The following is a 24,824-nucleotide window of genomic DNA, read 5'->3' as shown; positions in this document are numbered from 1 at the left end:
TTCCTCAATTGGAGATGCTCTTTTTTAAAATTTGCAACATTTTGGGTTGATGAACTGTTATTAAAGAAGAGGTAGGACAAGTGAAGAAAATGCATTCACACTGGATGGAAATGAGGTATATGAAAACGAATAATAAAAAGATATTTATTCTTATGGTATTTTTATTTGCGATTACAATTTCTCATGCAGGATACGCCAGGACATTACAGAATCAGCATGGTGAGATTATTGATGAAAGAATTATTATCAACAAGGGAACAGCTGATAATAAGCCGAAAGTTCATATATGTGAAGTAACTAAAATTGACGAAAAAGGAATCTGGCTTACTGAAGAGGACATGATTTATAGAATGCACGTCGAAGGTAACGAATGGGTGCGCGAAGGTGATAAACTTCTTATGGAATGCAAAGATGATGCACTTGAAGAGGAAGCAGAGAATGTGTACTTTGTTACAGATGGCTTACTATCAAAACTTGAAAGGAGCATAATGTGATATCAGGAGTTTTGATTTGCATTTCTATATTTGCCATTTTGTATCTGGTGTACAATCCGGAGCTTACATTTGGCAGATATTCTGTAAATGGGATAATCCACAGTATTTCAGGAAAGTGGCTGGATGATATACATTATAGCTTTAATCACAGTTGGGACTAAATAATATGGAGGTCAACTAATGCAAGCAATAAAAAAGAAACTTAAATATATTCCACTGATAGTGATTACATTATTTGTGATATTCTTATTGCTCCCATTCATTACGACAATTAAAATATATAATCCGTTTGCCGGAGTGTATTTTAAAGTTCATGGTACATATGCAGTAGCAGTAGATTATTCAAAGAAAAATGTCATAATACCCAACAGATGCATGTTTAGACCTGTAACTGAAACAGGGAATGTTGGAATCTTGGCAGGAAAAGGACATCTTGTAGTAGAGTCTGTACACATACCCAATACAGTTCAGAAAATAGGAGTTGCTTCTTTTTGGGGGTTTGATTTATTGAAAGAAGTTACTGGTGGAGAGAATGTGACGATCATAGAAGATGGTGCATTTCTAGGAGATGATATGTTGAGGGATATTCCCTATTTTGGAGATTTGGAAACGATTGGGAGTGACGCTTTTGCCAATTGTAGTCTGCAATACTTGGAGTTGCCCAGTAGTGTAATAGAAATTGGAGATGAAGCATTTAGATTCAATTCAATAAAAGAACTGAAGGCGGATTTGACAAATGTAAAGCTAGGGTATAGCGTGTTCAGGGCTAATCCATTTGAGAAGGAAATGGGAGAGTTTGCAATATATCCCGATGGTAGTTTGCAGGCATATTATGGCAACAAAGAAATAATAATTATTCCGGATGGAGTTACATCTATTAGCGGAGCTTTTGATGACTGTGGAGAAGGGTGTGATGATGTCCAGATATATATTCCATCTACAGTAGAAATAATAACTGATTTTTCTTTTTGGTTTTATAATCATGGCACGGTTTATATACCAGATAGCGTAAAAACAATAGGACATGGACATTATGATGATGGGACACAGCCTACATTTAGCAATGCATCAATCGTTACAACTAAAGGTAGCTATGCTGAGGAGTTTGCCAAAGAATACAATATTGATTACACAATCGTAGATGAGATAGTTCCACCTGCAGAAGGGCAGTAGAAATTAGGTCATGGAAATGAGGAAGGATGCACAATGAACAGAAAACTAATTAATTTAATAGCCCTGTTTTCTACTATATTGCTTCTTGTAGGCTGCACAGAATCCGCAGATTCAGATCGGACAGTATCAGTGTTGGCTACAGGCCCCAATGATCTGGCGACTTCATCGTTTTACAGAATTGTAAAAAATGCAGATGAATTTAAATATGGAGCCATTGTGAAGATGGAAGTGAATACTGCGTCAGACACGGTTGTTTATCAGCCGGAAAATGATCGTTACATATATGATGCTGTAGAGTGTGGGGACGGTATTCTTTTTGCGCTCACACGATCTGAGAAAGTGCCCGAATATTCATTGATGTATCTTAATGGTGATGAAGAAACAAGACAGGTATTTGATTCAGAACATGAGATGTTGATAGAAAATGTAAACGGTAGTGTGATTGTATCAGATAACTATACCGACAAATATATTTTTGATCCGAATACTTGTGAAATTACAAAGACTGAAATTGATGCTGTAGAGGAGAACATGCTAAACGCTGCATATGGCGCGGTTTCAAGTATGTACTATACAATGCAGGATGGTACAGTGGTCACACTCAAAAAGGTCTTTGGAGAAGACAGCTTCACCTATAAGGTGGATGATAAAGAGTTGCCGATTGAATGCATTTCCGGAGAAAAGTTTAAATACGTCCAGTGGGGAAACATTACAGATAATGCCGGATTAATTTATGGTGTTGCAGCAGTTCCTGTATATAAAAATAATCACAGATTAATGGAAGTTGGACTTGGAGGACTGTCTATTGAAGATGTCAGCAAAGAGTTACTGTTCTCATTGGATGTGACAAGCGGTAAGAGTAAAGTTCTCTTCGAAACAAGCGGTGAACGAATCATTGGTTACACTGATAAAAAGGTATATCTTTATAGGAATGGCTCGGTTTATGAAAGAAATCTTGATTCCGGCAAAGAGGAAGAAATAGGAAAGATTTCAGCTAAACGCAAAGCACAATTAGCATTCCGCTGGATTGGAATGAAATTGTTTGTATTTGATAAGTTTGAAGGGACCCTAATAACAACAATACAAGATAAAACCCAAAATGAAGAAGCAATAAAGAATCCAAGCAATAACATGGACGCAATAGCAAAGATGTTTCCTTCATTAGAAGGAGCACTTGAAACTCAGTGGGAGCAGATCAAATTAGGCAGTGGAGATGACAGAGTCCCCGGACCTACAGACTACATGTACCAGGGATATATTATTCTGTCCGATGAAGCTGCTGAGAAATATGCTTCATCTTATGAATGGAAAGAAGTTGATCCCGATGTTACATTCGAGAGTATTGAAAAGCCTGAGGGCAACTGGAAATATTCATATGATTTTTGTAAGGATATTATTCCTGGATACTATGGCGGTGCAGCATGGATAGACGGGAACACAATCATCTTTTCTATAACAACAACTTGATAATGGAAGAGCTATAAATTAGTGCTATCATCCCAGTTTGATAACCATCTCCTGATCGTCTGCGAGTGTCGCATCTGCGCACATATCGCCGGCGGTCAGTTTGTATTCACCCATAAATCCTGAGAAGTCTATACGGCCGTTTTCATCAGTCTTTACTGTGGTGTCAGTCCACCACTCGTTTTTCACGAGTTTTTTAAGCATCTCATAAGATGGCTTCTTCGAGAGGTCTTTTCTGAGGAACCCACTTGGTGCATTGAGCCATGCGCCGTCCTTGAAATCCCAGGTTGTAATAGCCTCAACAAGAGGATGTGAAAAGAGAATTCGGTACATTTCCTCGATTTCTCTTGCCTGTCGCTCTTCGCCCTCCGGAGTGCTTGGCCATTCATCTACCTGCCAGTCGTTGAGATCAACGATGTGTGCGGGCATGATCTCGCCTGAGATCAGTGTGTTCTCCGTGAAGTGGATAGGAAGACCAAAAGATGAGAAACGATCCAGAACTTCTTCCAGTTTCTCTTTTCCCCAGTAGCCCTGATGCTGGTGGGACTGGATTCCTATGGCGCTAATCGGTACACCTGCATTGAGACATCCGTCAATGAGGATCTCGTAGCCTACGGATGTGTTGAAGTCGTTAAGGAGCAGAGTCGCCTCGGGATTACACTCGTGAGCCTTTTCAAAGACTTCGCGGATAAGTCCTACTCGACCCTTCTCCTTGCAGATTCTTGTAATGGCGTTGTCGTACTTATCAAAAATGGGCATGATAACAACTTCGTTGATGACATCCCACATGTCAATAACGCCCTTAAAACCTACGACTTCACGCTCGATTCTCTCAAGCTGCTTTTTAAGTATGGTCTCGTTGTCATATTTCATGAGCCAGTCGGCGCATACAGTGTGCCAACAGAGTGGGTGGCCCTTGACCTTGACGTTTTTACCCTGAAGGTATTTTGCAGTATTCATGAGCACTTCTTTATTTGGCTTACCTTCCTCGGGTTCGTAATTACCCCAGTAAAAGGGAAGCGTTCCGTAATTAAAGATATCGAGCCAGCTCTCCGTTATCTCTTTTGTCCTGTCATCACCGTTCATGACGTGTGGGATAAAATCAAAGGCTCCGCAGCCGAATAAAAAGCTGTGATTAGTCTGCCGGATATGTACCTCCTTATTGGCAATCGGTGCGCCGTTTTTATCTGTAAGAACAAGAACTTTGTTTACTTTTCTATGTGAAATATTCATGGTAACCTCCTGCTACTGCGAGAATTGTTTTCAGTATTTTGCTTATTATATGTGATGAAAAAAATAGAGTCTCCTTAAATATTGTGCATAGACTAATCAATATATGCGGAAATCATTTGAAAAATAGTGCGTTGATATTCGGCAGGGAATGCAAAAACGTGATACAATAGATTTATATACGATATGCAAATGGCCTTGGGTTAAAAGGAGAAAGAGCAAATGGTTCTTTATCTAACCGGCAGTTTCATTCCTTATCAGGAGATGGGATCTGTAGAGAAGATTCCACCACAGGACTGCTATGGCCTTTTTGAGGATATGAGGAGTGAGTGGCCGGAGTCTGCAAGGCTCCTTTATATTCCCTGCGACCCTAAGGCAGTATCCGAGAATGAGCACCAGAAGCAGCAACTGCTCAATGCGTTTGAGTTTAAAGAGCTTCCGGTAAGCGAAGTAAAAATACTGGGAGAACAGTCAGGCGATGCTCTGTCGGATATTATTGCGTGGTCAAACGTAATATATCTGGCAGGTGGTCATGTGCCTACGCAGCTTGCATACATGAAGAGAATCAGGCTTAAGCAGGCGCTCCTTGATTACGAGGGCGTTATTATAGGACTTAGCTCGGGATCCATGAATGCGGCTTATAATGTATATCTTTTGCCGGAGCTTGAGGGAGAAGCTGCGGATCCTAACTTTGTCCACTTTTCAGACGGACTTGATCTTACCAATATTGAGATAATACCCCACGCAGATTACATAAAAACCATGAAGATTGATGGCATGGATGTCATCAATGATATTGTGCTGCCTGACAGTTTTGGAAGCAGATTCTATATGATCACCGACGGAAGTTATTTCAAGGTGAAAAATGGCAGAACAAGATTTAAAGGTACCGGTGAAGTTATAGAGGACGGCGTCAGAAGCACGCTTAAAGAAGGGCCTGTCATTCCTTACATGGGCATTTACGAGCAGCCTGTTATAAAGGCTATTCTTGCAGACGGTTTCGACATGGTTGTAACAGTAAACATGAAGAACGAGAACTGCGAGGTTTATTATCTGTGCGAGACGCTATGGGAAGTATTTGAGAGTACCAAGCTCAAATACAGTGATGTTTGTTTCAAACTCTCACAGAAGGTTGTCGAGGAAGAACGTGAAAACTTCCTTAAGGGAATGAAGTTAAAAGAGATCTTCCGCGAGATTGAAGAGAAGGGCAATTTTGTCAGAACCATAAATGTTGAGTCCCCAAGGGGAAGAAGGGCCAAGAATATCAGGGTGAGAAAGGTTCCCGGATATCCCGACTGGCTGCTGTTTGTGTACTTTGATATTACGACTACATTGGATCATGACCTTTTGACAGAAGAATATACAAGATCAGGATTTATGGACAGGGCAAGGCTCTTTATATCCGAGTTTTCCGATCAGGGAGATTACTCCCTTGTCTATACCAATGTTAAGGGCTTTAAGGCGGTAAACGAGCTCTTTGGCGACAACAGCGGAGATATGGTCATCTTCCAGACCAGGGATGCGCTGAGGAAGTACTTAAAGCCTGTGCTTTTGGGGCGTCTTGAAAGTGATCACTTTGCGCTGATAACTGCTGATGAAAACTTAAAAGACAAGAGGCTTAAGGCAGTGTGCAGCCAGACCTTCAAAGTTGAAAACAAGGAATTCAACTATGAGATAAGATGTGGAATCTATTCCATAAAACATTCCGGTGCTGAGATAGGACAGCTCCTTGCAGGGGCCAAGCTTGCCGAGAAGAATATTAAGACAGGAAAAGGAAATCCTCTTTACGCTTACTATGATGACGTTATGAAGGAGAACTATGTTAAGCAGCGATTCCTTCTGGCGGATTTTGAGAGAGCGCTTGATGAAAACGAATTCGAGCCGTATTACCAGCCTATAGTTGATGCCAAGACCGGCGAGATTGTCAGTGCCGAGATGCTTATCAGATGGCGGCACAAAGATATGGGTATGGTTTCTCCCGGCGATTTCATTCCTGTCATTGAAGCCGAGGGTAAGATCCCGTCTCTGGATAACTTTATTATTAAACGGGGCATGGAGTTCATAGCAAGACGCACGGGCAACAAGCAAAGGATTGTCCCCTGCGCCATGAATCTCTCAAGAGTGGATTTCTACGATACCGCTTTTATCGAGAGTATCTTTGACAGGATAAATGCCATGGAGCTCGACCCTACCATGGTAAGGTTCGAGGTTACGGAATCGGCTTATGCGGATCTTGAAGCAAAGGCAATGGACTATCTTAACAAGATGCAGAAGCAGGGCATAAAGATCCTTCTTGATGACTACGGAAGCGGAATGAGTTCTCTCTCAATGCTGGAGAACTTCAGCTTTGACATCATTAAGCTGGATCTGGGATTTATCCGTAAGATTGGAATCAACGATAAGGCGGAGTCCATTATCATTACAACCATAGGACTCGCCCACATGATAGGCGCCAAGGTTACGGCCGAGGGCGTTGAAACTGAAGAGCAGCTGAAGTTCCTAAGGGACTATGACTGTGATTTTATTCAGGGCTATTATTTCTACAAGCCGATGCCCGAGAAGGAATTCGAGAAAATACTGGATAAATAAATAATGCGCGGTGCACTGTACACCGCGCATTTTTTGACTCTTAAGGACTTGTCACTTTCTCCACGTGACAAAGTTAAAGATGTATGAATTGAAAATTAAATTGCGTACAAATATAATGACCTTACAACAAACGAATGCGTTCGGATTATACACTTGAAATACCGGCAGACGTGTCGGGACGTACCTATCGCATAGGTTGGAAGGGGAAATCCAAATGAAAGAAAAAATACAAAGCTTCGGCCGTTTCCTAAGTGGAATGGTCATGCCGAATATCGGCGCGTTTATTGCTTGGGGTCTTTTGACCGCATTATTTATAGCAACCGGTTGGCTTCCTAATGAACAGCTCAGTTCAATGGTTGACCCGATGATCAAATATGTACTGCCTCTGCTTATAGCTTATCAGGGTGGTAAGATGGTCGGAGGACAAAGGGGAGCAGTTATGGGTGCCATCATGGCAGTCGGTGTTATCTGCGGAACAGATTACGTTATGTTCATGGGCGCAATGATCGCCGGACCTCTTGCCGGATGGGTTATCAAGAAGTTCGACAAGGCAATCGAGGGTAAGATCCCTTCAGGATTTGAGATGCTTGTCAACAACTTCTCAATCGGAATCCTTGGTCTTTTACTTGCAATCGTTGGATTCTATGTAATCGGACCTTTCATGGGCGGAGTACTTGCAGTTCTTAACGGTGGTGTAGACTTCCTTGTAAGCCACAGCATTCTGCCTCTTGTTTCAATATTTGTTGAGCCTGCTAAGGTTCTTTTCCTTAACAACGCTATTAACCACGGTATCTTCACTCCTCTTGGAGCAGAGCAGGTTAGCCAGGCCGGAAAGTCAATCTTCTACATGATCGAGACAAACCCCGGTGCAGGTACAGGCGTACTTGTAGCTTACTGGCTCTTTGCTAAGGATAAGGTAACAAAGGATTCAGCTCCCGGAGCACTTATAGTTCATCTCCTTGGTGGTATCCACGAGATCTACTTCCCATATGTACTTATGAATCCACTTCTTCTCCTTGCTACAATCGGTGGATCAGTAGCAGCCATGATCTTCAACACAGCATTTAAGCTTGGTCTTGCAGGACCTCCATCACCCGGATCAATCTTTGCTTATGTTGGAATGGCACCTAAGGGATCAACCTTCATGGTTCTTCTCTCAGTAGTAGTTGCAGCAGCTGTTTCATTTGTTATCGCAGCTCCTATCATCAAGCTTTCAAATGCAAAGCAGTCTCTTGAGGAGTCAACAAACCAGATGAAAGAGATGAAGGCTGAGTCAAAGGGTGTTGCAGCAAGCGAAGTACAGACAGTAGCTGACACACTTGTAAACACTGCAGCAGCAGATGTTAAGCACATCGTATTTGCCTGCGATGCAGGAATGGGATCATCAGCAATGGGTGCAACAGTACTCAGAAAGAAACTCGCTGATGTCGGAAGAAGAGATATTGAAGTAACACATGCTTCAGTTTCTGAGATTCCTGAGGGAACTCAGATAGTAGTAACTCATCAGGATCTTGCAGCAAGAGCAAAGAAGAGCGCTCCTAACGCAAGACTGATAACAATCAGCAACTTCATGTCTGCTCCTGAGTATGATCAGCTCGCTGAGGAACTCAGAGCATAAGACGGAGACTAAATGGAACTTACACCTCGCATTAGACAAATCTTAATATATTTGTTGGAAGCAGAGCAGTCGGCGACAGATTCGGAAGTCGCTGATGCTCTGGGTGTAAGCAAGCGCACTATTTTAAGGGAAGCGGATTACATCTCGAGTATTTTAAAGAGCTATGATCTGACCCTTGTAAGAAAAAAGGGCGAAGGATCTTTGATAGTCGGCGACGAAAGCAAAAAGGCCGAGCTTCTAAAGATCGTAAAAGCCCGCAAAGAACAGGTGATATCCGACAAGGATCAGAGAAGGAATCTGCTTAAGCTTGAACTTCTTAGAAATCGCGAGCCTCAAAAGCTCTTTTACTACAGCGATATGTTCGGAGTGAGCGAAGCTACCATCAGCACGGACCTTGAAGCCATCAGTGAATGGGCAAGCGAGTGCCACCTGGATATCATAAGAAAACCCGGCTACGGGATCATGCTCTCAGGAAGTGAAAAGAGCTATCGAATAGCGATGCAGCGCTACGTCACTGAGAACATGAAGAGCAAAAAAGTCATTGCAGAGGGAGATAATATCTATCTTCTTATGAATGAAGAGATACTCTCTGAAGTGGAATCGGTTTTGGAAAAACTTGAAGAGCCGTATCTGAATCTTTTGACCAACGATGCATTTGTGGGACTTTTGGTCCACCTTGCAGTTGCTGTTGAGAGAATAAGCCAGGGCGAGCTTGTGGATGAGCAGACCTACGATGCAAGATTTGACAAGGGGTATGACATCGCCAAGAATATCGCAACGGCACTTGAGAATGAGTTCTCCATTGAGATTCCGGAATCGGAAGTTAACAACATACTGCTTCATATAAACGGAGCAAAACTTAATTACACCAGCGAAACCATCGGCGAGAGCGGCATTAATACCGATGAACTTATGGTAATAATCGATGGCATGATAGATGTCTTTGATCCGGAACTGGCAAGGGAACTTAAGGTTGATGATGACTTCATCAGAGGCCTTATGGTACATCTTGAGCCGGCTCTTTACAGGATGAAGAACGACATGACCATCAGCAATCCGCTGCTTTTGCAGATAAAGCAGGAGTATCCGGAGGTGTTTGAAAAATGCGAAAAGGCAGCAGAGGTAATTGGGGAAAAGACAGGTCTTGTTGCTAACGAGGCCGAGATCGGCTACCTCGCAATGCACTTTGGAGCAGCAAAAGAGAGGATCGACTCAAGAAAGCGCAAGAAGCGCACGGTAACAATAGGTGTCATCTGTGCCAGCGGATTTGGGGTAGCGCAGCTGATGATGGCCAAGCTAAAGAGTCACTTCTCGGACTGGGACATCGTGCTAAAGGCATACGGTGTGGATGAGATCACACAGCATACCGTATCCAGAACAGACTTTTTTATATCAAGTATAAATGTGGATGACCTGGGCGTTGACTATTGCCAGGTTAGTCCCCTGATCACAAACAGAGATGTTTTGCAGATCAGCGTTAAGATAGACGAATATGCATCAATGCCGGCAAGGCAGGAAAACAATGACTTCACAAGGCAGCTTGATGAGATCAACAACGTTATTACAAGGGTGAAAGGTGTTATCAGAAGGTATCATCACCTGATAGTTTCAAAAGATACGACCCTTGAATCACTGATCAAACTTTTGGCTACAGATATTACTGACACACCAAGGGCAGCAGCGGTACTTGCGGCGGACATCATCGCAAGAGAACAGGTTATGAGCCAGCTCTTTCCGGAGATTGGGATAGCTCTTTTCCACTGCAGGTCAAAGGCGGTAAAAGAGTGTCAGATAATAACAGCGGGACTGGGAGGAGAAAGCTCTTTTACAGATCCAAAGCTAAATGGCATTAAGGCAGTGCTCTGCATGACAATGCCGATAGATGAGCACAGGCAGCAGAATGCTGAGATGCTTGGACGGGTGTCCGGAGCCATCATTGAGGACGAGAAGTTTCTTGCGGTTCTCAAAGGGGGAGATGAAGAAGGCATTCAGGACAAGCTACAGGAGATACTAAGGGCCTATTTTAGTGAACAGTTAGGCGCGTTTTAAACCGGAGGTACACATGATACTGGAAACTAAGAATATCTTTATAAATCAGGCAAGCGGTGAAAAGGAAGATATCATAAGAAGAATCGGAGATATCTTTGCATCACAGGGGTATACAAATGAGTATTATACTCAGGCAATGCTGGATAAAGAGAAGGTGTTTAATACATATATTGGGAATGAGGTAGCAATACCTCATGGTATTGAGGAAGCTAAGAAACATATTTTAAAGACAGGACTTGTACTTATGACATTTCCTGAGGGCCAGGACTGGGGCGCTCCCGAGAAGGTTAAGGTTGTTATCGGGATTGCGGCGGTTGGAGATGAGCACCTTGATGTGCTTCAGAAGATCGCAATGACATTCTGCGACAGGGCAGGTGTTGAGAAGGTTTTGACCATGAGTGAACAGGAAATCAGTGAGCTTTTTGAAGGAGAGGAATAATGAAAACCAGAGCAGTTAGAATGTACGGAGAAATGGATCTTAGACTTGAGGAGTTCGAGCTCCCCGAGATCAAAGACGATGAGATACTTGTTAAGGTAATCAGTGACAGCATCTGCATGTCAACATATAAGCTTGCCAAGCAGGGCAAGAAGCATAAGAGAGCACCTCAGGATATCGATGTAAATCCTATTATCACAGGACATGAGTGCTCAGGTGTTATCGTTGAAGTTGGCGATAAGTGGAAGGACAAGTACAAGGTAGGCGATAAGTGGGCACTTCAGCCTGCACTTAACTACCAGGGCAAGCTTGATTCTCCCGGATATTCATATCGTTTCTGTGGCGGAGATGCTACTTACTGCATCATGCCTCACGAAGTAATGGAGCTGGATGCGCTTCTTCCATACAACGGCGAGAGCTTCTACCAGGCATCTCTCGGAGAGCCTATGAGCTGCATTATCGGTGGATATCATGCAAACTACCACACCAACAAGCAGAATTACAACCACGCTATGGGAACCAAAGAGGGCGGAAACATCCTTATCATGGGTGGCTGCGGACCTATGGGTCTGGGCGCTGTAAGCTATGGCCTTCGTTTCGAGAACAAACCTAAGAGAATCGTAGTAACAGATCTTGATGATGCCAAGCTTGCAAGGGCAGCACAGGTTATCAGCCCTGAGTTTGCAAAAGAGAAAGGCATCGAGCTTATATACTTTAATGCGTCAGGTGATGATGCTGAGCAGAAGCTTATGGACATCACAGAGGGACACGGATATGACGACGTATTCGTTTATGTTCCTGTAAGAAGCGTTGCTGAGATGGGCGACAGACTTATGGCGTTTGATGGCTGCATGAACTTCTTTGCAGGTCCTACAGACAACCAGTTCAAGGCTGACATCAACCTTTATAATGCTCACTATACAAGCACTCATATTCTGGGTACAACAGGCGGAAACAATGATGACCTCTTAGAGGCTCTTCAGCTTGCTGCCAAGGGAGATATCAATCCTTCAGTTATGGTTACTCATATCGGAGGACTTGACGCAGCAGCAGAGACTACCTGCAATCTGCCCGGAATTCCCGGAGGTAAGAAGCTGATCTATACTCAGATCGATATGCCTCTTACAGCAATTGATGATTTTGAGAAGCTTGGGGAGAGCGATCCTCTCTTTGCAAAGCTTAATGAGAGCTGCAAGGCTCACCAGGGACTTTGGAATCCTGAAGCTGAAAAGATTCTTTTCGATCACTTTGGAGTAGAGATTTAATTTTTTAGTAACGTGATTTATGGCATCCCGGATCGGATGTGCATGCAGGAGGCTTTATATGAAGGTATTTGATTATACTGTAAAAGACCCCGAGGGGATCCATGCACTTCCGGCAGGAGGTCTCATAAAACTCGCCGGCACGTTTAACTGCAGCATTACAGCGCAGGGGAACGGCAGCAGCGTTGACCTTAAGCATCTGTTTGGCGTTATGTCTCTTGGCATTAAATGCGGAGAGACTATCACCATCACCTGCGACGGCGAGGACGAAGAAAGGGCAGAAGCAGCTCTTTTGAGATATCTGCAGGATAATCTTTGATGCCAACAGGCCTCACCCTCTAATAGTATCCTTTTTTTCCTCTTTAACAAATCATTAAGGCACCGACTTCCTCACACTTCGTCGGTGCCTTAATGGCGTGTTTATGTTATTATTTAGTTGGATATGGGAAACTTTGATATTCAGGAAGAGTTAAAAAAGCTCCCGAAGAACCCGGGAGTTTATATCATGCGTGATGAGAACGATACCATCATGTATGTCGGAAAAGCCATAAACCTGCACAACCGTGTCAGGTCTTATTTTCGTGCAAATATTGGACGCGGACCTCAGATCGACCGCATGGTTAAGCAGATCGCGAGGTTTGAATATATTGTTACGGACTCGGAGCTCGAGGCTCTGGTTCTGGAGAACAACCTTATTAAGGAGCATTGTCCGAGGTACAATACGCTTCTTAAGGATGACAAGACTTATCCTTATATAAAGGTGACCGTTGCAGAAGATTATCCGCGAATTCTCTTTTCCCGCCTCATGAAGAAGGACAAGTCAAGGTACTTCGGGCCTTTTACCAGTGCTGCGGCGGTCAAGGATACGATTGAACTGATAAATAAGCTGTATGGGCTCAGGACCTGCAATCGCGTACTGCCGAGGGACATAGGGCTTGAGAGACCTTGTCTTAATTATCATATGAAGCAGTGCTGCGGACCTTGCAACGGGCATGTGACCAAGGAAGAGTATCGCGAGAGGATCGACAAGGCGCTGGACTTCCTTAATGGCAATTATTCTGTGATCCTGAAGGATCTTCAGGAGAAGATGGAGGCTGCTTCCGAGGAGCTTGATTTCGAGAATGCAGCAAGATACAGGGACCTTATCGCCTCGGTAAAGGTGGTGGCCCAGAAGCAGAAGATGACTGATTCCTCCATGGAGGATAAAGATATAGTAGCGATTGCGGCGGATGATAAAGACGCCGTTGTTCAGGTGTTCTTTGTCAGGGATGGAAGGCTTATAGGGCGCGAGCACTTCTACATGACGCATGTTTCGGATACGCCCAAGGAGGAGATTCTTGGAAATTTCGTCAAGCAGTTCTATGCCGGAACTCCGTTTATTCCGAGGCAGCTTTTGCTTCCCGATGAGATCGAGGACATGGACATCATCGAGAAGTGGCTGACCCAGAGAAAGGGAAGCCGTGTGTATATTACCGTGCCTGAGCGCGGTCAGAAGGAGAAGCTCATGGAGCTCGCTGCCCAGAACGCAGAGCTGGTTCTCTCCAAGGACAAGGAGAGGATCAAGCGCGAGGAAGGCAGGACCATCGGCGCGGTCAAGGAGATTGAGAGTCTGCTCGGCATCAAGGGGCTGACCAGGATGGAGGCCTACGATATTTCCAATATCAGTGGTTTTGCCAATGTAGGTTCCATGGTTGTCTATGAAAAGGGCAAGCCCAAGAAGAGTGATTATCGTAAGTTCAGGATCAAGACCGTTGCAGGTCCTGATGATTATGCATGCATGAAGGAGGTTCTGACCAGAAGACTCCTTCACGGAATAGAGGAGCGCCACGACCTGGAGGTCAGGGACATTGACGCTCAGTACGGAAGCTTTACCAAGTTTCCGGATCTTATCCTTATGGACGGCGGACGCGGACAGGTCAACATCTGTCTTCAGGTCCTTGAGGAGCTTGGCATCACCATTCCCGTCTGCGGAATGGTCAAGGATGACAACCACAGGACAAGGGGTCTCTACTATAATAATGTAGAGCTTCCCATCGACACCAGATCCGAAGGATTTAAGCTCATCACCAGGATCCAGGACGAAGCTCACCGTTTCGCCATCGAGTATCACAGATCCCTTCGCAGCAAGGCCCAGGTCAAGAGCTCTTTAGACGACATCCCGGGCATCGGTCCTGCAAGGCGCAAGGCCCTCATGAAGGCCTTCAAATCTATCGAGGATATCCGACAGGCTTCAGTGGAAGACCTCAGCGCCGTACCCGAGATCCCTCTCAGTACCGCCCAGCAGATCTACGACTTCTTCCACACCGAAGGAGTCACCGGGGACGGTTCTCTTTGACTCCTTTGAGTCACCGGGGACGTTTCAGATTGACTCATTACAAAAGGATGCAAATTCCGTGTGATTAATATATAATAACTCACAGATTATCAATAATATTGCTAGGAGGATAGCATGTCGAGTGTAAGTCTTAAAACCATCATTGAAAAAATGAAGCTCGAGAACCTGACACCTGAGATCGATGCCAAGAAGATCAGGATCACTCAGCCGGATATCAACAGACCGGCGCTGCAGCTGGCAGGATATTTCGAGCACTTCGAAGCCACAAGACTTCAGGTAATTGGTTTCGTTGAGTACACCTATATGGAGAATTTTCCTGAGAAAGACAAGGAGAAGATGTACAGGGAGTTCTTATCCTTTGACATCCCGGCAGTAGTTTTCTGTAGAGAGCTTGCTCCGGATCCTCTTTTTGTAAAGATAGCTCTTGAAGAGAGAGTACCGGTACTTATTACCAAGAAATCAACATCTGCATTCATGGCAGAGATCATCAGATGGCTCAATGTTAAGCTTGCTCCATGCATTTCAATCCATGGCGTTTTGGTGGATGTCTTTGGCGTCGGCGTTCTTATCACAGGTGAGAGCGGAATCGGTAAGTCCGAGACAGCCATCGAGCTGATTAAGAGAGGACATCGTCTTGTATCCGATGACGTTGTCGAGATCAGAAGAGTAAGTGAAGAGACCCTCATCGGCTCAGCTCCCGACATCACCAAGCACTTCATCGAGATGCGCGGTGTCGGAATCATTGATGTAAAGACCCTTTACGGTGTATCAAGTGTAAAGGAGACCCAGAACATCGACCTTGTGATCAAGCTTGAGGACTGGGATAAAGACAAAGAGTACGACAGACTCGGCCTTGAAGAGGAGTACACAGAGTACCTCGGAAACAAGGTTGTCTGCCACAGGATCCCTATCCGTCCCGGCAGAAACCTGGCTGTCATCTGTGAGTCAGCAGCGGTTAACCACAGACAGAAGGCAATGGGTTACAACGCAGCTCAGGAGCTTTACAACAGAGTACAGAACTCCCTGGCCAGAAGAAGGTCAGAGGATGACGACGACGACGAATGATAAACCCTATTAAAAAATCGGAGGAATAAAAATGGCAAGATACGTATTTGGCGCAGACGTTGGAGGAACAACAGTTAAGATCGGACTCCTTACAGAGACCGGTGAGAAGGTGGATTTCTGGGAGATCCCCACAAGAACAGAGGACCATGGAATCAATATCATTCCCGATATCGCAGAGTCCATCAGAGCCAAGATGAAAGAGAAGAACATCGAGGACACACAGGTTGTAGGTGCAGGTGTCGGCGTACCCGGCGCAGTTAATTCAGATGGTATGTGCCATCAGGCAGTTAACCTCGGATGGGAGAAGGTAAATGTTGTAAACGAGCTTCACTCAAAGCTCAAACTCCCTGTTAAGGCAGGTAACGATGCTAACGTTGCAGCTCTCGGCGAAGCCTGGAAGGGCGGCGGACAGGGCTATCCCAACATGCTCCTTGTTACTCTCGGAACCGGTGTCGGCGGCGGAATCATCGTTGACGGCAAGATCTTAAACGGTGCCAAGGGATCAGGCGGAGAGATCGGACACCTTCATCTTGTTGATGATGAGCCCGAGACCTGCGGATGCGGAAATCACGGATGCTTTGAGATGTATGCCAGCGCAACAGGTGCAGTAAGACTTGCCAAGAGACTCCTTGCTTCCACTACAGAAGACAGCGTTCTTCGCGGCAAAGACTTCGAGTGCAGAGACATCTTCGATGCAGCCAAGTCAGGCGACGCTCTTGCCAAGAAGGCTGCTGAGCAGTACGGCTACTACCTCGGAAAGGGTATCGCAGCAGTTGCTTCAGTTACAAACCCTGAGATCATCGTTCTCGGCGGCGGCGTTTCAAAGGCCGGCGACATGCTCTTTGACCTCCTTATGCCAAGCTTCAAGAAGTACGTATTCCCGGGCTGTGCAGACGCCAAGTTCGCACTTGCCAAGCTTGGAAATGACGCAGGTGTATTCGGAGCAGCCAAGCTCGTTATCGATTGATCTTGTTGAGGACATATAGTGAACACAGAAGTAATAGAAGCTTTAAGTCAGATTGTTTCAAAAGAAAATACATTAATAAATGAACCCATGAGCAGGCACACTACATTTCGATGTGGTGGGCCTGCCACCTTATTTTTGCGCCCACAGTCCGAGGAAGAGCTCATAAAGGCTATCGCCCTGTTAAAAGACAAATCGGCACCCTTTATGCTCCTTGGCAACGGCAGCAATCTCCTGGTTTCCGACAAGGGCTATGACGGCGCTGTCATAAGTCTTGAGAACCTCTCGGAGATAAGCCTTGAGGGCGATACAGCCATCCGCGCACAGGCCGGTGCACTAAATTCCAGGATAGCCTCTTTTGCCAAAGAAAACGCACTTGCAGGCTTTGAGTTTGCTGCCGGAATTCCCGGAACCATAGGCGGAGCAATGATCATGAACGCCGGAGCTTACGGCGGAGAGATGAAGCAGATCACAGTGTCTGTAAGAGCCATTACTCCTGCCGGAGAGGTAAAAGAGCTGCCGGCAGAAACCTGCGATTTTGGCTACAGGACCAGTGCATTAAAGAGAGAAGGCTACGTTGTTCTGTCAGCTCTTTTGCAGTTAAAAAAGGGTGATGAAAAAGAGATAACAGACCTTATGACGGAGTTGGCACTTAAGAGAAAAGAAAAACAGCCCCTTGAGTATCCAAGCGCAGGCTCAACATTCAAGAGACCTGAAGGCTACTTTGCCGGCAAACTCATAGAGGATGCGGGTCTTAGGGGATTTAGCGTGGGAGATGCAGCAGTCTCTGAGAAGCACTGCGGCTTTGTCATCAACAAGGGACAGGCCACGGCTGCAGATATATACATACTTATAAAAGAAGTACAAAAGAGAGTACTCGAGGACTCGGGCGTAAGCCTTGAGCCGGAAGTTATCCTGGTTGGAGACTTTGAATAAAGAGGTATTGAAAGGACCTGAAAAATGAGATTTGTAATTGTAACAGGTATGAGCGGCGGAGGAAAAGCCACTGCTATAAATATGCTTGAAGACGCAGGATTTTACTGCGTTGACAATCTTCCGGTATCTCTTATTGGAAAGTTCACGGAGCTTATTTCTGCTCCCAACAGCGAAATAACAAAAGTTGTCCTCGGCGTTGATGCAAGAGCCGGTCAGAGCTTTGAGGGCGTGACCGGAATCATAGATTCCATGAGGGAAAGAGGAATTCCTGTTGAGATCCTTTTTATGGATGCTTCAGACCAGGTGCTCATAAAAAGGTACAAAGAGACCAGAAGGATCCATCCTATGAATGCAGCCGGAGACAGGCTCGAGGACGGAATTGCCAAGGAGAGAGAAGTCCTTGCGGAGATCAAGAAGAAGGCTGATTATGTCATCGACTCTTCAAACCTTCTTACCAGAGAGCTCAAGAAGGAGCTGGACAGGATCTTCGTTGAGAACAAGGAGTACAACTCCCTGATGGTCAACGTTATGAGCTTTGGATTTAAGCACGGAATCCCCACAGATGCAGACCTTGTTTTTGACGTAAGGTTCCTGCCAAATCCTTATTACATCGATGAGCTCAAGCACCTGACAGGTAACGACAAGCCTGTTCAGGACTATGTTAAGAGCTTCCCTGCCTGCGGCGAATTTGTGGACAAGCTCGTAGATATGCTTAACTTCCTTATCCCGGGATATGTTCAGGAGGGCAAGTATCAGCTGGTGGTAGCTATTGGCTGCACCGGCGGTCAGCACAGAAGTGTTACCATCGCCAATGAGGTTTACGAGAGACTAAAGGCATCCGGCGGTAACTACGGACTTAATCTGTCTCATAGGGACGTTAAACAGGCAAGGTGAGATATGTCTTTTTCCTCGGAGGTAAAAGAGGAACTCTCAAAGCGCATCGCATCATCCAGGCATTGTCAGCTGGCTGAAATCTCGGCCATCGTTACCTGCATAGGCCATGTGGAAGCCGATAAGGCAGGAAATACGGTGCTTTACCTGCAGGCGGACAACGCGCAGGTGCTTAGAAAGTTCTTTACATTATTAAGAAAAGCATTTAATATAGTTACTAGCATTTTAGAGGGGATTCCCGATGTTAAGGCAGGAGGCCGAATCTACCGCCCTGTCCTTGACTCAGAGCATGATGTGGAATCCGTTTTAATGGCGATCAGGCTGATGGATCAGAATGGAAACCTGAGAGAAACAGGTGCTAAAGTGAGCGAGATGGTCACCAGAAATTCCTGCTGCAAGAGGGCATTTCTGAGAGACGCATTCTTGTGCATCGGCTCTATCAGCGACCCCAATAAAGGGTATCATCTGGAGTATGTATGCAGCACTCCGGAGTTGGCGCAGCAACTGGCTGACATGACCCTGAGCTTTGACATTGAGGCCAGGATAGTACAGCGCAAGAAGTACTACGTTCTCTATATAAAAGAGGGATCTGGAATCGTGGATCTTCTGAATATAATGGAGGCGCCGGTCAGTCTGATGAATCTTGAGAACCTTAGGATTCTCAAGGAGATGAGGAACTCCATCAACAGGAAGGTAAACTGTGAGGTGGCCAATATCACCAAGACAGTTAATGCTGCTACCAAGCAGGTAGAAGATATAACCTATATCAGAGACCATTATGGTTTTGGTAAACTTCAGGAAGGACTTAAGGAAATGGCAGAGGTCAGACTTGAGCATCCTGATGCAACGTTGTTGGAACTTGGTAAATTTCTCGACCCGCCCGTGGGTAAGTCAGGAGTTAACCACAGGCTTCGCAAGCTCTCAGAGCTGGCGGACAAGTTGAGATCTTAAGGAGGATATTATGATCACAAAATCTATCGAAATTAAGCTCCCAAGAGGACTTGAGGCAAGACCTGTTGCGGAACTTGTACAGCTTGCAAGTAAGTATGACAGCACTGTTCACATCGAGGCTCAGTCCAAGAAGGTGAACGCAAAGAGCATCATGGGAATGATGACACTTAATCTTGCTTCCGGTGAGGAGGTTACGGTTATTGCAGAGGGAAGTGATGAGGAGTCTGCAGTTGCAGATCTTGAGAAGTTCCTTCAGGGATCACAGAAATAATCCTATAAATAAAAAAGCCCTATAAAAGGGAGGATGCCAGGTAAGCTTCCTTACCTGGCATATTATGAAAAAGTTTTTGTTTGGTATTGTCTTAACTCATCTGACAATATTATATTAACAAGCTAATGTGTCTAAAAGATGATTTGAAGTAACTATTCTTTTAATTAATTGTTAACAAATTGTAAACGTCAAAGATCGCGCATACGTGCCGATTGTTTGACGTTTTTTTAATAGATATTTCACAATTAACCGTTGGGAAAACGTTCGAAATAGTGATAAAATTATTGTGAATACGCATATCTATATTTAGCTGCGTTTTGTTTGATTGTGCCATCAATTTTGAGGATAACATGAATAATAAACTTAAATCATGGGTAGGTTGGTTTGTTATCGTCATATGCGTCGGTCTAAACCTGCTGGGAAGGACTATAGCCTCGGGCTATGAAATTCCTTTCTGGTTTGATTCGATTGGAACAATCCTTGCTGCAGTTGTACTGGGACCTATTGCCGGTGCAGTCTGTGGTTTGCTTCTTAATGCCATCATATCCTTTGCGGATCCGGTATCTTTGCCGTACATGGCTGTGTCAATAGCCATCGGTGTCTGCGTAGGAGTCTTTTATCCCAGAAAAAAAAGAAATGTCTTCAAGGCCATATCCACCATGGTTATGACCGGAATTCTCTCTGCAGTCATATCAACTCCTCTTAACATCATCATTTATGACGGAAAGACCGGAAATGCCTGGGGCGACAGCTTTATGGACATGCTCTCCAGCGATATTCAGGTCCAGGCTCTCAACTCATTTTTGGGCGAAGCCTTTGTTGATATTCCGGATAAGGTGGTGAGCTTTATCATAGCCTTTTGTCTCATGAAGCTGATAGGCCTTGTGAGCAAAAGTCACAGAACGGCAGCTAAGGCCTTTGGCGCATTACTTGCTCTGTCAGTGATAGCCCCTCTTATGCTTTATCCCGTTAAGTCCTACGCTGTAGATTTCGAGTCAGAGTACGCAGGAACTCTCTATGACACGGAGAGCGGACTTGAGTCCGTTGAGATAAACGCAATTGCTCAGACTAAGGATGGCTACATGTGGGTAGGATCCTTCTCCGGATTGTACAGATACGATGGCTACAGGTTCAGGTCTTTTGCCATAGACGAGAGAATCAAGAACGTTATGGTACTGTTTGTGGATTCCAAGGGAAGGCTCTGGATCGGAACCAATGACAGTGGTGTCGGCTGCTATGATGTTGATACCGGTGAGATAGAGTTCTTCGATACAGGAAGAGGCCTTTCTTCCGATGCTATAAGAGCGATATGTGAGGATTCGGAGGGCAACATTTATGTTGCTACTATCAAGCAGCTCTGCAAGATAGACCAAAAGGGTGAGATTGAAGTCTTTACGGCAAAGAGCTTTTATGGTGTCAGTAAACTGAGCTCCAGCGGAGATACTGTGGCGGGCGTCAGAAGTGACGGAAGCCTTATGATCTTCAGAGATAAGAAGATAATCTATGTCCTTGCGGGTAATTACACGGATATTACCAAGGAAGAAGAGGGCAACTATATAATAGGAAACAGCAACAACATGACCGGTAGGCTCTACATCAAGGATGGCATGACGGATATCATGTCCAAGCACCTAGCCGGCAAGCTGACCTACTTCAATGACATTCTTTATTCCAAGTCCTTCAAAGGATATTTCATAGCTTGCGAGAACGGCCTGGGATTTATATCGGATACAGGTGTTGTGACAGATCTTTCAACCTCGAACTTCAACACCTCCATCGTTGATATCTTTGTGGATTATCAGGACAATGTATGGTTTGCTTCCAACAAACAGGGTATCAAGAAGTTCTCCTGGAATCCTTTCGAGGATATCTATTCCAAGGCAAATCTTGAGAACGAAGTTGTAAACAGCGTTCTTGTAAAAGACGGTGTTCTCTACGCCGGAACCGGCTCAGGCCTTAAGACGATCGATCTTAAGACCTTCTATTCCGTGCCTATTCCTCACCCGGAAGTTTTGAGGGATGTACGAATCCGCTGTGTCATGGCTGACAGAAATGATAACCTCTGGTTTAGCACATACGGCCCGGCGGGTCTTGTTGTGATGCACCCGGATAAGACAATAAACTCGTATAACCGGAAGTATGACGGAACAGAAGGCGAGAAGTACAGAAGTACCTACGAGCTATCCGATGGCACTATTGTTGCGCTTTCAACCACCGGCCTGAACTTTATCAGGAACGAGCGCATTTTCAAAAAGCTCGGCGAGGATGACGGTATCACGGCATCGGTGCTGTGCATTGTTGAGGAAGCTGACGGAACCATCTATGCAGGATCTGACGGCGGCGGAATATTTGTCATCAGGAATTTCAGAGTGGTAGATACCATTGGCGCTGAGGACGGTCTTAAGTCACAGGTTGTCATGAAGATCACACCATGCAGAGGCGGATATCTTTATGTGACCAGTAACGCCATTTATTACAACAACGGCGCTGAAATAAAGCCGCTGGATTCCTTCCCTTACAGCAATAACTACGACGTATTTATAGATGAAAACAAGAAGGCATGGGTACTCTCCAGCGCCGGTATATTTGTGCTAGACGAGAGGGACCTTCTGGCAAATAAAGCAAACAAATACATGCTTCTTAACAGAACAAGGGGACTTAGCACTTCTATTACAGCAAACGGGTTCTATTCGCTCAAAGGAGACAATCTCTACCTTCCATGTACAGATGGTGTAAGAAAAGTCTCCACTTCAGACTATGACTCTTTTAACAACAAGTATCAGATCAGGGTTTCGGAGATACTTGCCGGAGAAGAGCCGATAGAGCCGGTAAACGGCGTTTACAGAATTCCTGCGATGTCAGGACGTATTGTCTTTGATGTTGCGGTGATGAACTATGCTCTTTCCAATCCGCTTCTCCACATTTTCCTGGAGGGCACTGAGGACGAAGGTGTCACCTGCTATCAGAGAAACATGCAGTCCCTGACCTATACAAACCTCCCGTACGGCAATTACAGGCTTCATGTGCAGGTTCTTGATACGGCAGGCAAGCACGTTATCAGAGAAGAGATATTCCCGGTGGTCAAAGAATCTCAGCTCTACGAGCGAGAGTATTTCAGGATCTATCTGTTTGTGGTAAGCTTTTTACTGGTTGCTTACATCGGATGGGCAATAGCGTCACTGGTACAGGATATGAACAGCATCCAGCGTCTTGAGCAGGAAGCATCCAAGGATCCTCTGACAGGTCTTTTGAATAAGAGGGGAGCGGCAGAAGCTCTCAAGGATGTACTTGGTAAGCGCAACGGTATCCTGGCTATTCTCGACCTTGACAGCTTCAAGCCGGTAAATGATATCTACGGACACGATATGGGTGACCGTATGCTGATCGACCTTGCCGAGATCCTGCGGCGAAGCGCTGATAATAAAGATGTGCTCTGCAGAATCGGTGGTGACGAATTCCTCGCATTCTATGCGGATACAACTCCGGAGCAGATGGAGATAAAGACAAAGTTCCTCAACGAAGCTATCCTGGAGTCGGCAAGGAAGCACATGGGCGATGACATGAGCATCCCTCTGGGCGTTTCTGTCGGTGGTGTATCTGTTTCTGCAGGAAGTCAGATTGAGTATGATGAGCTCTTCAGAAGAGCGGACAGAGCGCTTTATTCCGTCAAGAACGCAGGCAAGCACGGCTGCAAGCTCTACGAAGAGATCGTGGCAATGGTTGGGGATGATTCGAATATAACCGGCATCTCGGAGCTTAAGGCAATTCTTGGAGAGAGAGGCAAGTCCGATAAGCCATATCGCGTCGAGCGCGAGCGAATGCAGGATATTTACAGGCTTCTTGTCAGATACGGCGACAATGAAATCCTCAATTCCGCGCTGGTGCACTTTACCATCCTTGGTCCTGAAGGGGCTCAGGTAACTCCCGAGATCATGGAGCTGTTCCTTGATACTCTCATGGAAAACCTGCGCAACGTTGATGTTTACGGCAACGACAGTGGCAACAGAGTCATTGTGCTCCTCTCTGATGTCAGTCAGGAGATCGCCGGCAAGATAGCCGACAGAATTATAAATAAGTGGAACGATAATTCGAAGAACGAAGGATTTAAAGTAACTTACGAGAAGGAGATGCTTTAAGATTGCTTAAGACCATAGCATTCGTCCTTGGGGGAGATGGCCCTGAGGATGAGAGTTTTAAGGAGGCTGTAAAAGAGACTGCAGCCTACATACAAGAAAATGGATACAGTGTTTACGTGGCAGATGGAAAGGATCCGCTGCCACTTTCCATGTCCGAAAATCGGCAGGAGATGCTGGTTCTGACAGATGACCCTCTTTTGGCAAAAGAGCTGTCGGAGGAAGGGTACTTCTGCGTTGGGCTTTTACATGAGGGTGAAGCCGGGAAGTCTTTTCCGGGACTTAAATATGTCTTTTCCGATATAGAAGAAGTTGATATTGATTCATTCGTAAAGGTCTATCAGAGGTATGCAGGCGAGCCATGGACAGTACTTGAGACTGACAGGCTCATTATCCGTGAGACCACGGTCAGAGACGTAGATGAGTTCTACAAGATCTACAGCGACCCTGAGATGACGCGGTACATGGAGGGGCTCTTCGATGATCCTGAAGATGAAAAAAGATATCAGAAGGATTACATTGAGAAGGTCTATGGCCTCTTGGGCTTTGGCGTGTGGACTATTGTCAGGAAGGAAGATAACCGCGTTATAGGCAGGGCAGGGTATTCCGTAAGAAACGGATTTGATGAACCGGAGTTGGGGTTCCTCGTAGGAAAAGAGTTCCAGAGACAGGGCTACTGCATGGAAGCTCTAAGAGCCATCATGGAATATGGAAGAAATGTCCTCCAGTTTGATAAGGTGCAGACTCTTGTCAAAGCTGAGAATGAAGTATCCATCCACATTTGCGAGAGACTTGGATTTAAAAAGACAGAGGATGTGGACGTCGAGGAGAACATCTACGGCGACGGTTACAACGACGGAAAAAGAGTTTCTCTTAGCGAATCCAAGTTCGGCAAGTATGTGAGAATGATATTTTTATGGTAATTTTTAGCTTAATCCTGTAAGATATAGCTGTAAACGTAGA

19 protein-coding genes are annotated in these 24,824 nt (G+C 45.2%); 18 read left to right on the top strand and 1 reads right to left on the bottom strand.

The genetic code is table 11. The features are described from left to right. Positions 1–80: 80 nt before the first annotated feature. The 3 genes from G589_RS0112595 (at position 81) to G589_RS0112585 (ending at position 3,134) form a co-directional block, all read left to right on the top strand. Positions 81–494: a hypothetical protein gene (locus G589_RS0112595; protein ID WP_026522394.1), complete on the top strand. Its 414-nt coding sequence runs from the start codon at positions 81–83 to the stop codon at positions 492–494. Positions 495–674: 180 nt separating this feature from the next. Continuing rightward, positions 675–1,667: a leucine-rich repeat domain-containing protein gene (locus G589_RS0112590; RefSeq protein WP_026522393.1), complete on the top strand. Its 993-nt coding sequence runs from the start codon at positions 675–677 to the stop codon at positions 1,665–1,667. 33 nt (positions 1,668–1,700) lie between these two features. Further along, positions 1,701–3,134, top strand: a complete 1,434-nt coding sequence (locus tag G589_RS0112585) for a hypothetical protein (protein WP_026522392.1) — start codon at positions 1,701–1,703, stop codon at positions 3,132–3,134. 27 nt (positions 3,135–3,161) lie between these two features. Here the strand turns inward: G589_RS0112585 and G589_RS0112580 are convergent, their stop codons facing one another. Next, complete coding sequence (locus tag G589_RS0112580) at positions 3,162–4,364, bottom strand: endo-1,4-beta-xylanase (protein ID WP_026522391.1); 1,203 nt, start codon at positions 4,362–4,364, stop codon at positions 3,162–3,164. Between the two features lie 219 nt (positions 4,365–4,583). Here G589_RS0112580 and G589_RS0112575 point away from each other — a divergent pair, with 219 nt between their 5' ends. From G589_RS0112575 to G589_RS0112505, 15 genes are all read left to right on the top strand, one after another. Next, positions 4,584–6,950, top strand: a complete 2,367-nt coding sequence (locus tag G589_RS0112575) for an EAL domain-containing protein (protein WP_026522390.1) — start codon at positions 4,584–4,586, stop codon at positions 6,948–6,950. Between the two features lie 214 nt (positions 6,951–7,164). Beyond that, the gene (locus G589_RS0112570; RefSeq protein WP_022770811.1) at positions 7,165–8,568 is read left to right on the top strand and encodes a PTS mannitol transporter subunit IICB; all 1,404 of its coding nucleotides are present in this window, start codon (positions 7,165–7,167) and stop codon (positions 8,566–8,568) included. A 12-nt stretch (positions 8,569–8,580) separates the two neighbouring features. Next, positions 8,581–10,617, top strand: a complete 2,037-nt coding sequence (locus G589_RS0112565; protein WP_026522389.1) for a BglG family transcription antiterminator — start codon at positions 8,581–8,583, stop codon at positions 10,615–10,617. Positions 10,618–10,630: 13 nt separating this feature from the next. Further along, positions 10,631–11,056, top strand: coding sequence for a PTS sugar transporter subunit IIA (locus G589_RS0112560; RefSeq protein ID WP_026522388.1), 426 nt, complete (start codon positions 10,631–10,633; stop codon positions 11,054–11,056). After that, on the top strand, positions 11,056–12,318 hold the full coding sequence (locus G589_RS0112555; protein WP_026522387.1) for a zinc-binding dehydrogenase: 1,263 nt from the start codon (positions 11,056–11,058) through the stop codon (positions 12,316–12,318). Before G589_RS0112560 ends, G589_RS0112555 begins: the two co-directional genes overlap by 1 nt. Positions 12,319–12,376: 58 nt before the next feature. Continuing rightward, positions 12,377–12,634: an HPr family phosphocarrier protein gene (locus G589_RS0112550; protein WP_026520010.1), complete on the top strand. Its 258-nt coding sequence runs from the start codon at positions 12,377–12,379 to the stop codon at positions 12,632–12,634. Between the two features lie 123 nt (positions 12,635–12,757). Further along, on the top strand, positions 12,758–14,650 hold the full coding sequence (uvrC, locus tag G589_RS0112545; RefSeq protein ID WP_026522386.1) for an excinuclease ABC subunit UvrC: 1,893 nt from the start codon (positions 12,758–12,760) through the stop codon (positions 14,648–14,650). A gap of 114 nt (positions 14,651–14,764) precedes the next feature. Next, positions 14,765–15,715 (top strand): HPr(Ser) kinase/phosphatase, encoded by a 951-nt coding sequence (gene hprK, locus G589_RS0112540; protein WP_026520013.1) that lies wholly within the window; start codon positions 14,765–14,767, stop codon positions 15,713–15,715. A gap of 31 nt (positions 15,716–15,746) precedes the next feature. Then, positions 15,747–16,682 carry an ROK family glucokinase gene (locus G589_RS0112535; protein ID WP_022767970.1) on the top strand — a complete coding sequence of 312 codons (936 nt, stop codon included), beginning with the start codon at positions 15,747–15,749 and terminating at the stop codon, positions 16,680–16,682. Positions 16,683–16,700: 18 nt separating this feature from the next. Continuing rightward, positions 16,701–17,615 (top strand): UDP-N-acetylmuramate dehydrogenase, encoded by a 915-nt coding sequence (gene murB / locus G589_RS0112530; protein WP_026522385.1) that lies wholly within the window; start codon positions 16,701–16,703, stop codon positions 17,613–17,615. Between the two features lie 24 nt (positions 17,616–17,639). Then, a complete protein-coding gene (rapZ, locus tag G589_RS0112525; RefSeq protein ID WP_022767972.1) occupies positions 17,640–18,509 on the top strand; it encodes an RNase adapter RapZ in 870 nt (289 codons plus the stop codon). Between the two features lie 3 nt (positions 18,510–18,512). Then, positions 18,513–19,457: a DNA-binding protein WhiA gene (gene whiA, locus G589_RS0112520; RefSeq protein ID WP_026522384.1), complete on the top strand. Its 945-nt coding sequence runs from the start codon at positions 18,513–18,515 to the stop codon at positions 19,455–19,457. 10 nt (positions 19,458–19,467) lie between these two features. Further along, positions 19,468–19,728, top strand: a complete 261-nt coding sequence (locus G589_RS0112515) for an HPr family phosphocarrier protein (RefSeq protein WP_026520016.1) — start codon at positions 19,468–19,470, stop codon at positions 19,726–19,728. A 350-nt stretch (positions 19,729–20,078) separates the two neighbouring features. Beyond that, positions 20,079–23,864, top strand: a complete 3,786-nt coding sequence (locus G589_RS0112510) for a diguanylate cyclase domain-containing protein (RefSeq protein ID WP_026522383.1) — start codon at positions 20,079–20,081, stop codon at positions 23,862–23,864. Between the two features lie 2 nt (positions 23,865–23,866). Further along, positions 23,867–24,784, top strand: a complete 918-nt coding sequence (locus G589_RS0112505; protein ID WP_026522382.1) for a GNAT family N-acetyltransferase — start codon at positions 23,867–23,869, stop codon at positions 24,782–24,784. Positions 24,785–24,824 lie beyond the last annotated feature (40 nt).

Source organism: Butyrivibrio sp. VCB2001 (genome assembly GCF_000423965.1).
Lineage (GTDB): Bacteria > Bacillota > Clostridia > Lachnospirales > Lachnospiraceae > Butyrivibrio.
This window is presented reverse-complemented; position numbering and strand designations above follow the sequence as displayed.

Coding starts and splice junctions, on each gene's coding strand:
- hprK (WP_026520013.1), top strand. CDS start 14,765: ATGTCGAGTGTAAGTCTTAAAACCATCATTGAAAAAATGAAGCTCGAG.
- G589_RS0112510 (WP_026522383.1), top strand. CDS start 20,079: ATGAATAATAAACTTAAATCATGGGTAGGTTGGTTTGTTATCGTCATA.
- G589_RS0112590 (WP_026522393.1), top strand. CDS start 675: ATGCAAGCAATAAAAAAGAAACTTAAATATATTCCACTGATAGTGATT.
- G589_RS0112555 (WP_026522387.1), top strand. CDS start 11,056: ATGAAAACCAGAGCAGTTAGAATGTACGGAGAAATGGATCTTAGACTT.
- G589_RS0112515 (WP_026520016.1), top strand. CDS start 19,468: ATGATCACAAAATCTATCGAAATTAAGCTCCCAAGAGGACTTGAGGCA.
- rapZ (WP_022767972.1), top strand. CDS start 17,640: ATGAGATTTGTAATTGTAACAGGTATGAGCGGCGGAGGAAAAGCCACT.
- uvrC (WP_026522386.1), top strand. CDS start 12,758: ATGGGAAACTTTGATATTCAGGAAGAGTTAAAAAAGCTCCCGAAGAAC.
- whiA (WP_026522384.1), top strand. CDS start 18,513: ATGTCTTTTTCCTCGGAGGTAAAAGAGGAACTCTCAAAGCGCATCGCA.
- G589_RS0112560 (WP_026522388.1), top strand. CDS start 10,631: ATGATACTGGAAACTAAGAATATCTTTATAAATCAGGCAAGCGGTGAA.
- G589_RS0112580 (WP_026522391.1), bottom strand. CDS start 4,364: ATGAATATTTCACATAGAAAAGTAAACAAAGTTCTTGTTCTTACAGAT.
- G589_RS0112565 (WP_026522389.1), top strand. CDS start 8,581: ATGGAACTTACACCTCGCATTAGACAAATCTTAATATATTTGTTGGAA.
- G589_RS0112575 (WP_026522390.1), top strand. CDS start 4,584: ATGGTTCTTTATCTAACCGGCAGTTTCATTCCTTATCAGGAGATGGGA.
- G589_RS0112535 (WP_022767970.1), top strand. CDS start 15,747: ATGGCAAGATACGTATTTGGCGCAGACGTTGGAGGAACAACAGTTAAG.
- G589_RS0112585 (WP_026522392.1), top strand. CDS start 1,701: ATGAACAGAAAACTAATTAATTTAATAGCCCTGTTTTCTACTATATTG.
- G589_RS0112550 (WP_026520010.1), top strand. CDS start 12,377: ATGAAGGTATTTGATTATACTGTAAAAGACCCCGAGGGGATCCATGCA.
- G589_RS0112570 (WP_022770811.1), top strand. CDS start 7,165: ATGAAAGAAAAAATACAAAGCTTCGGCCGTTTCCTAAGTGGAATGGTC.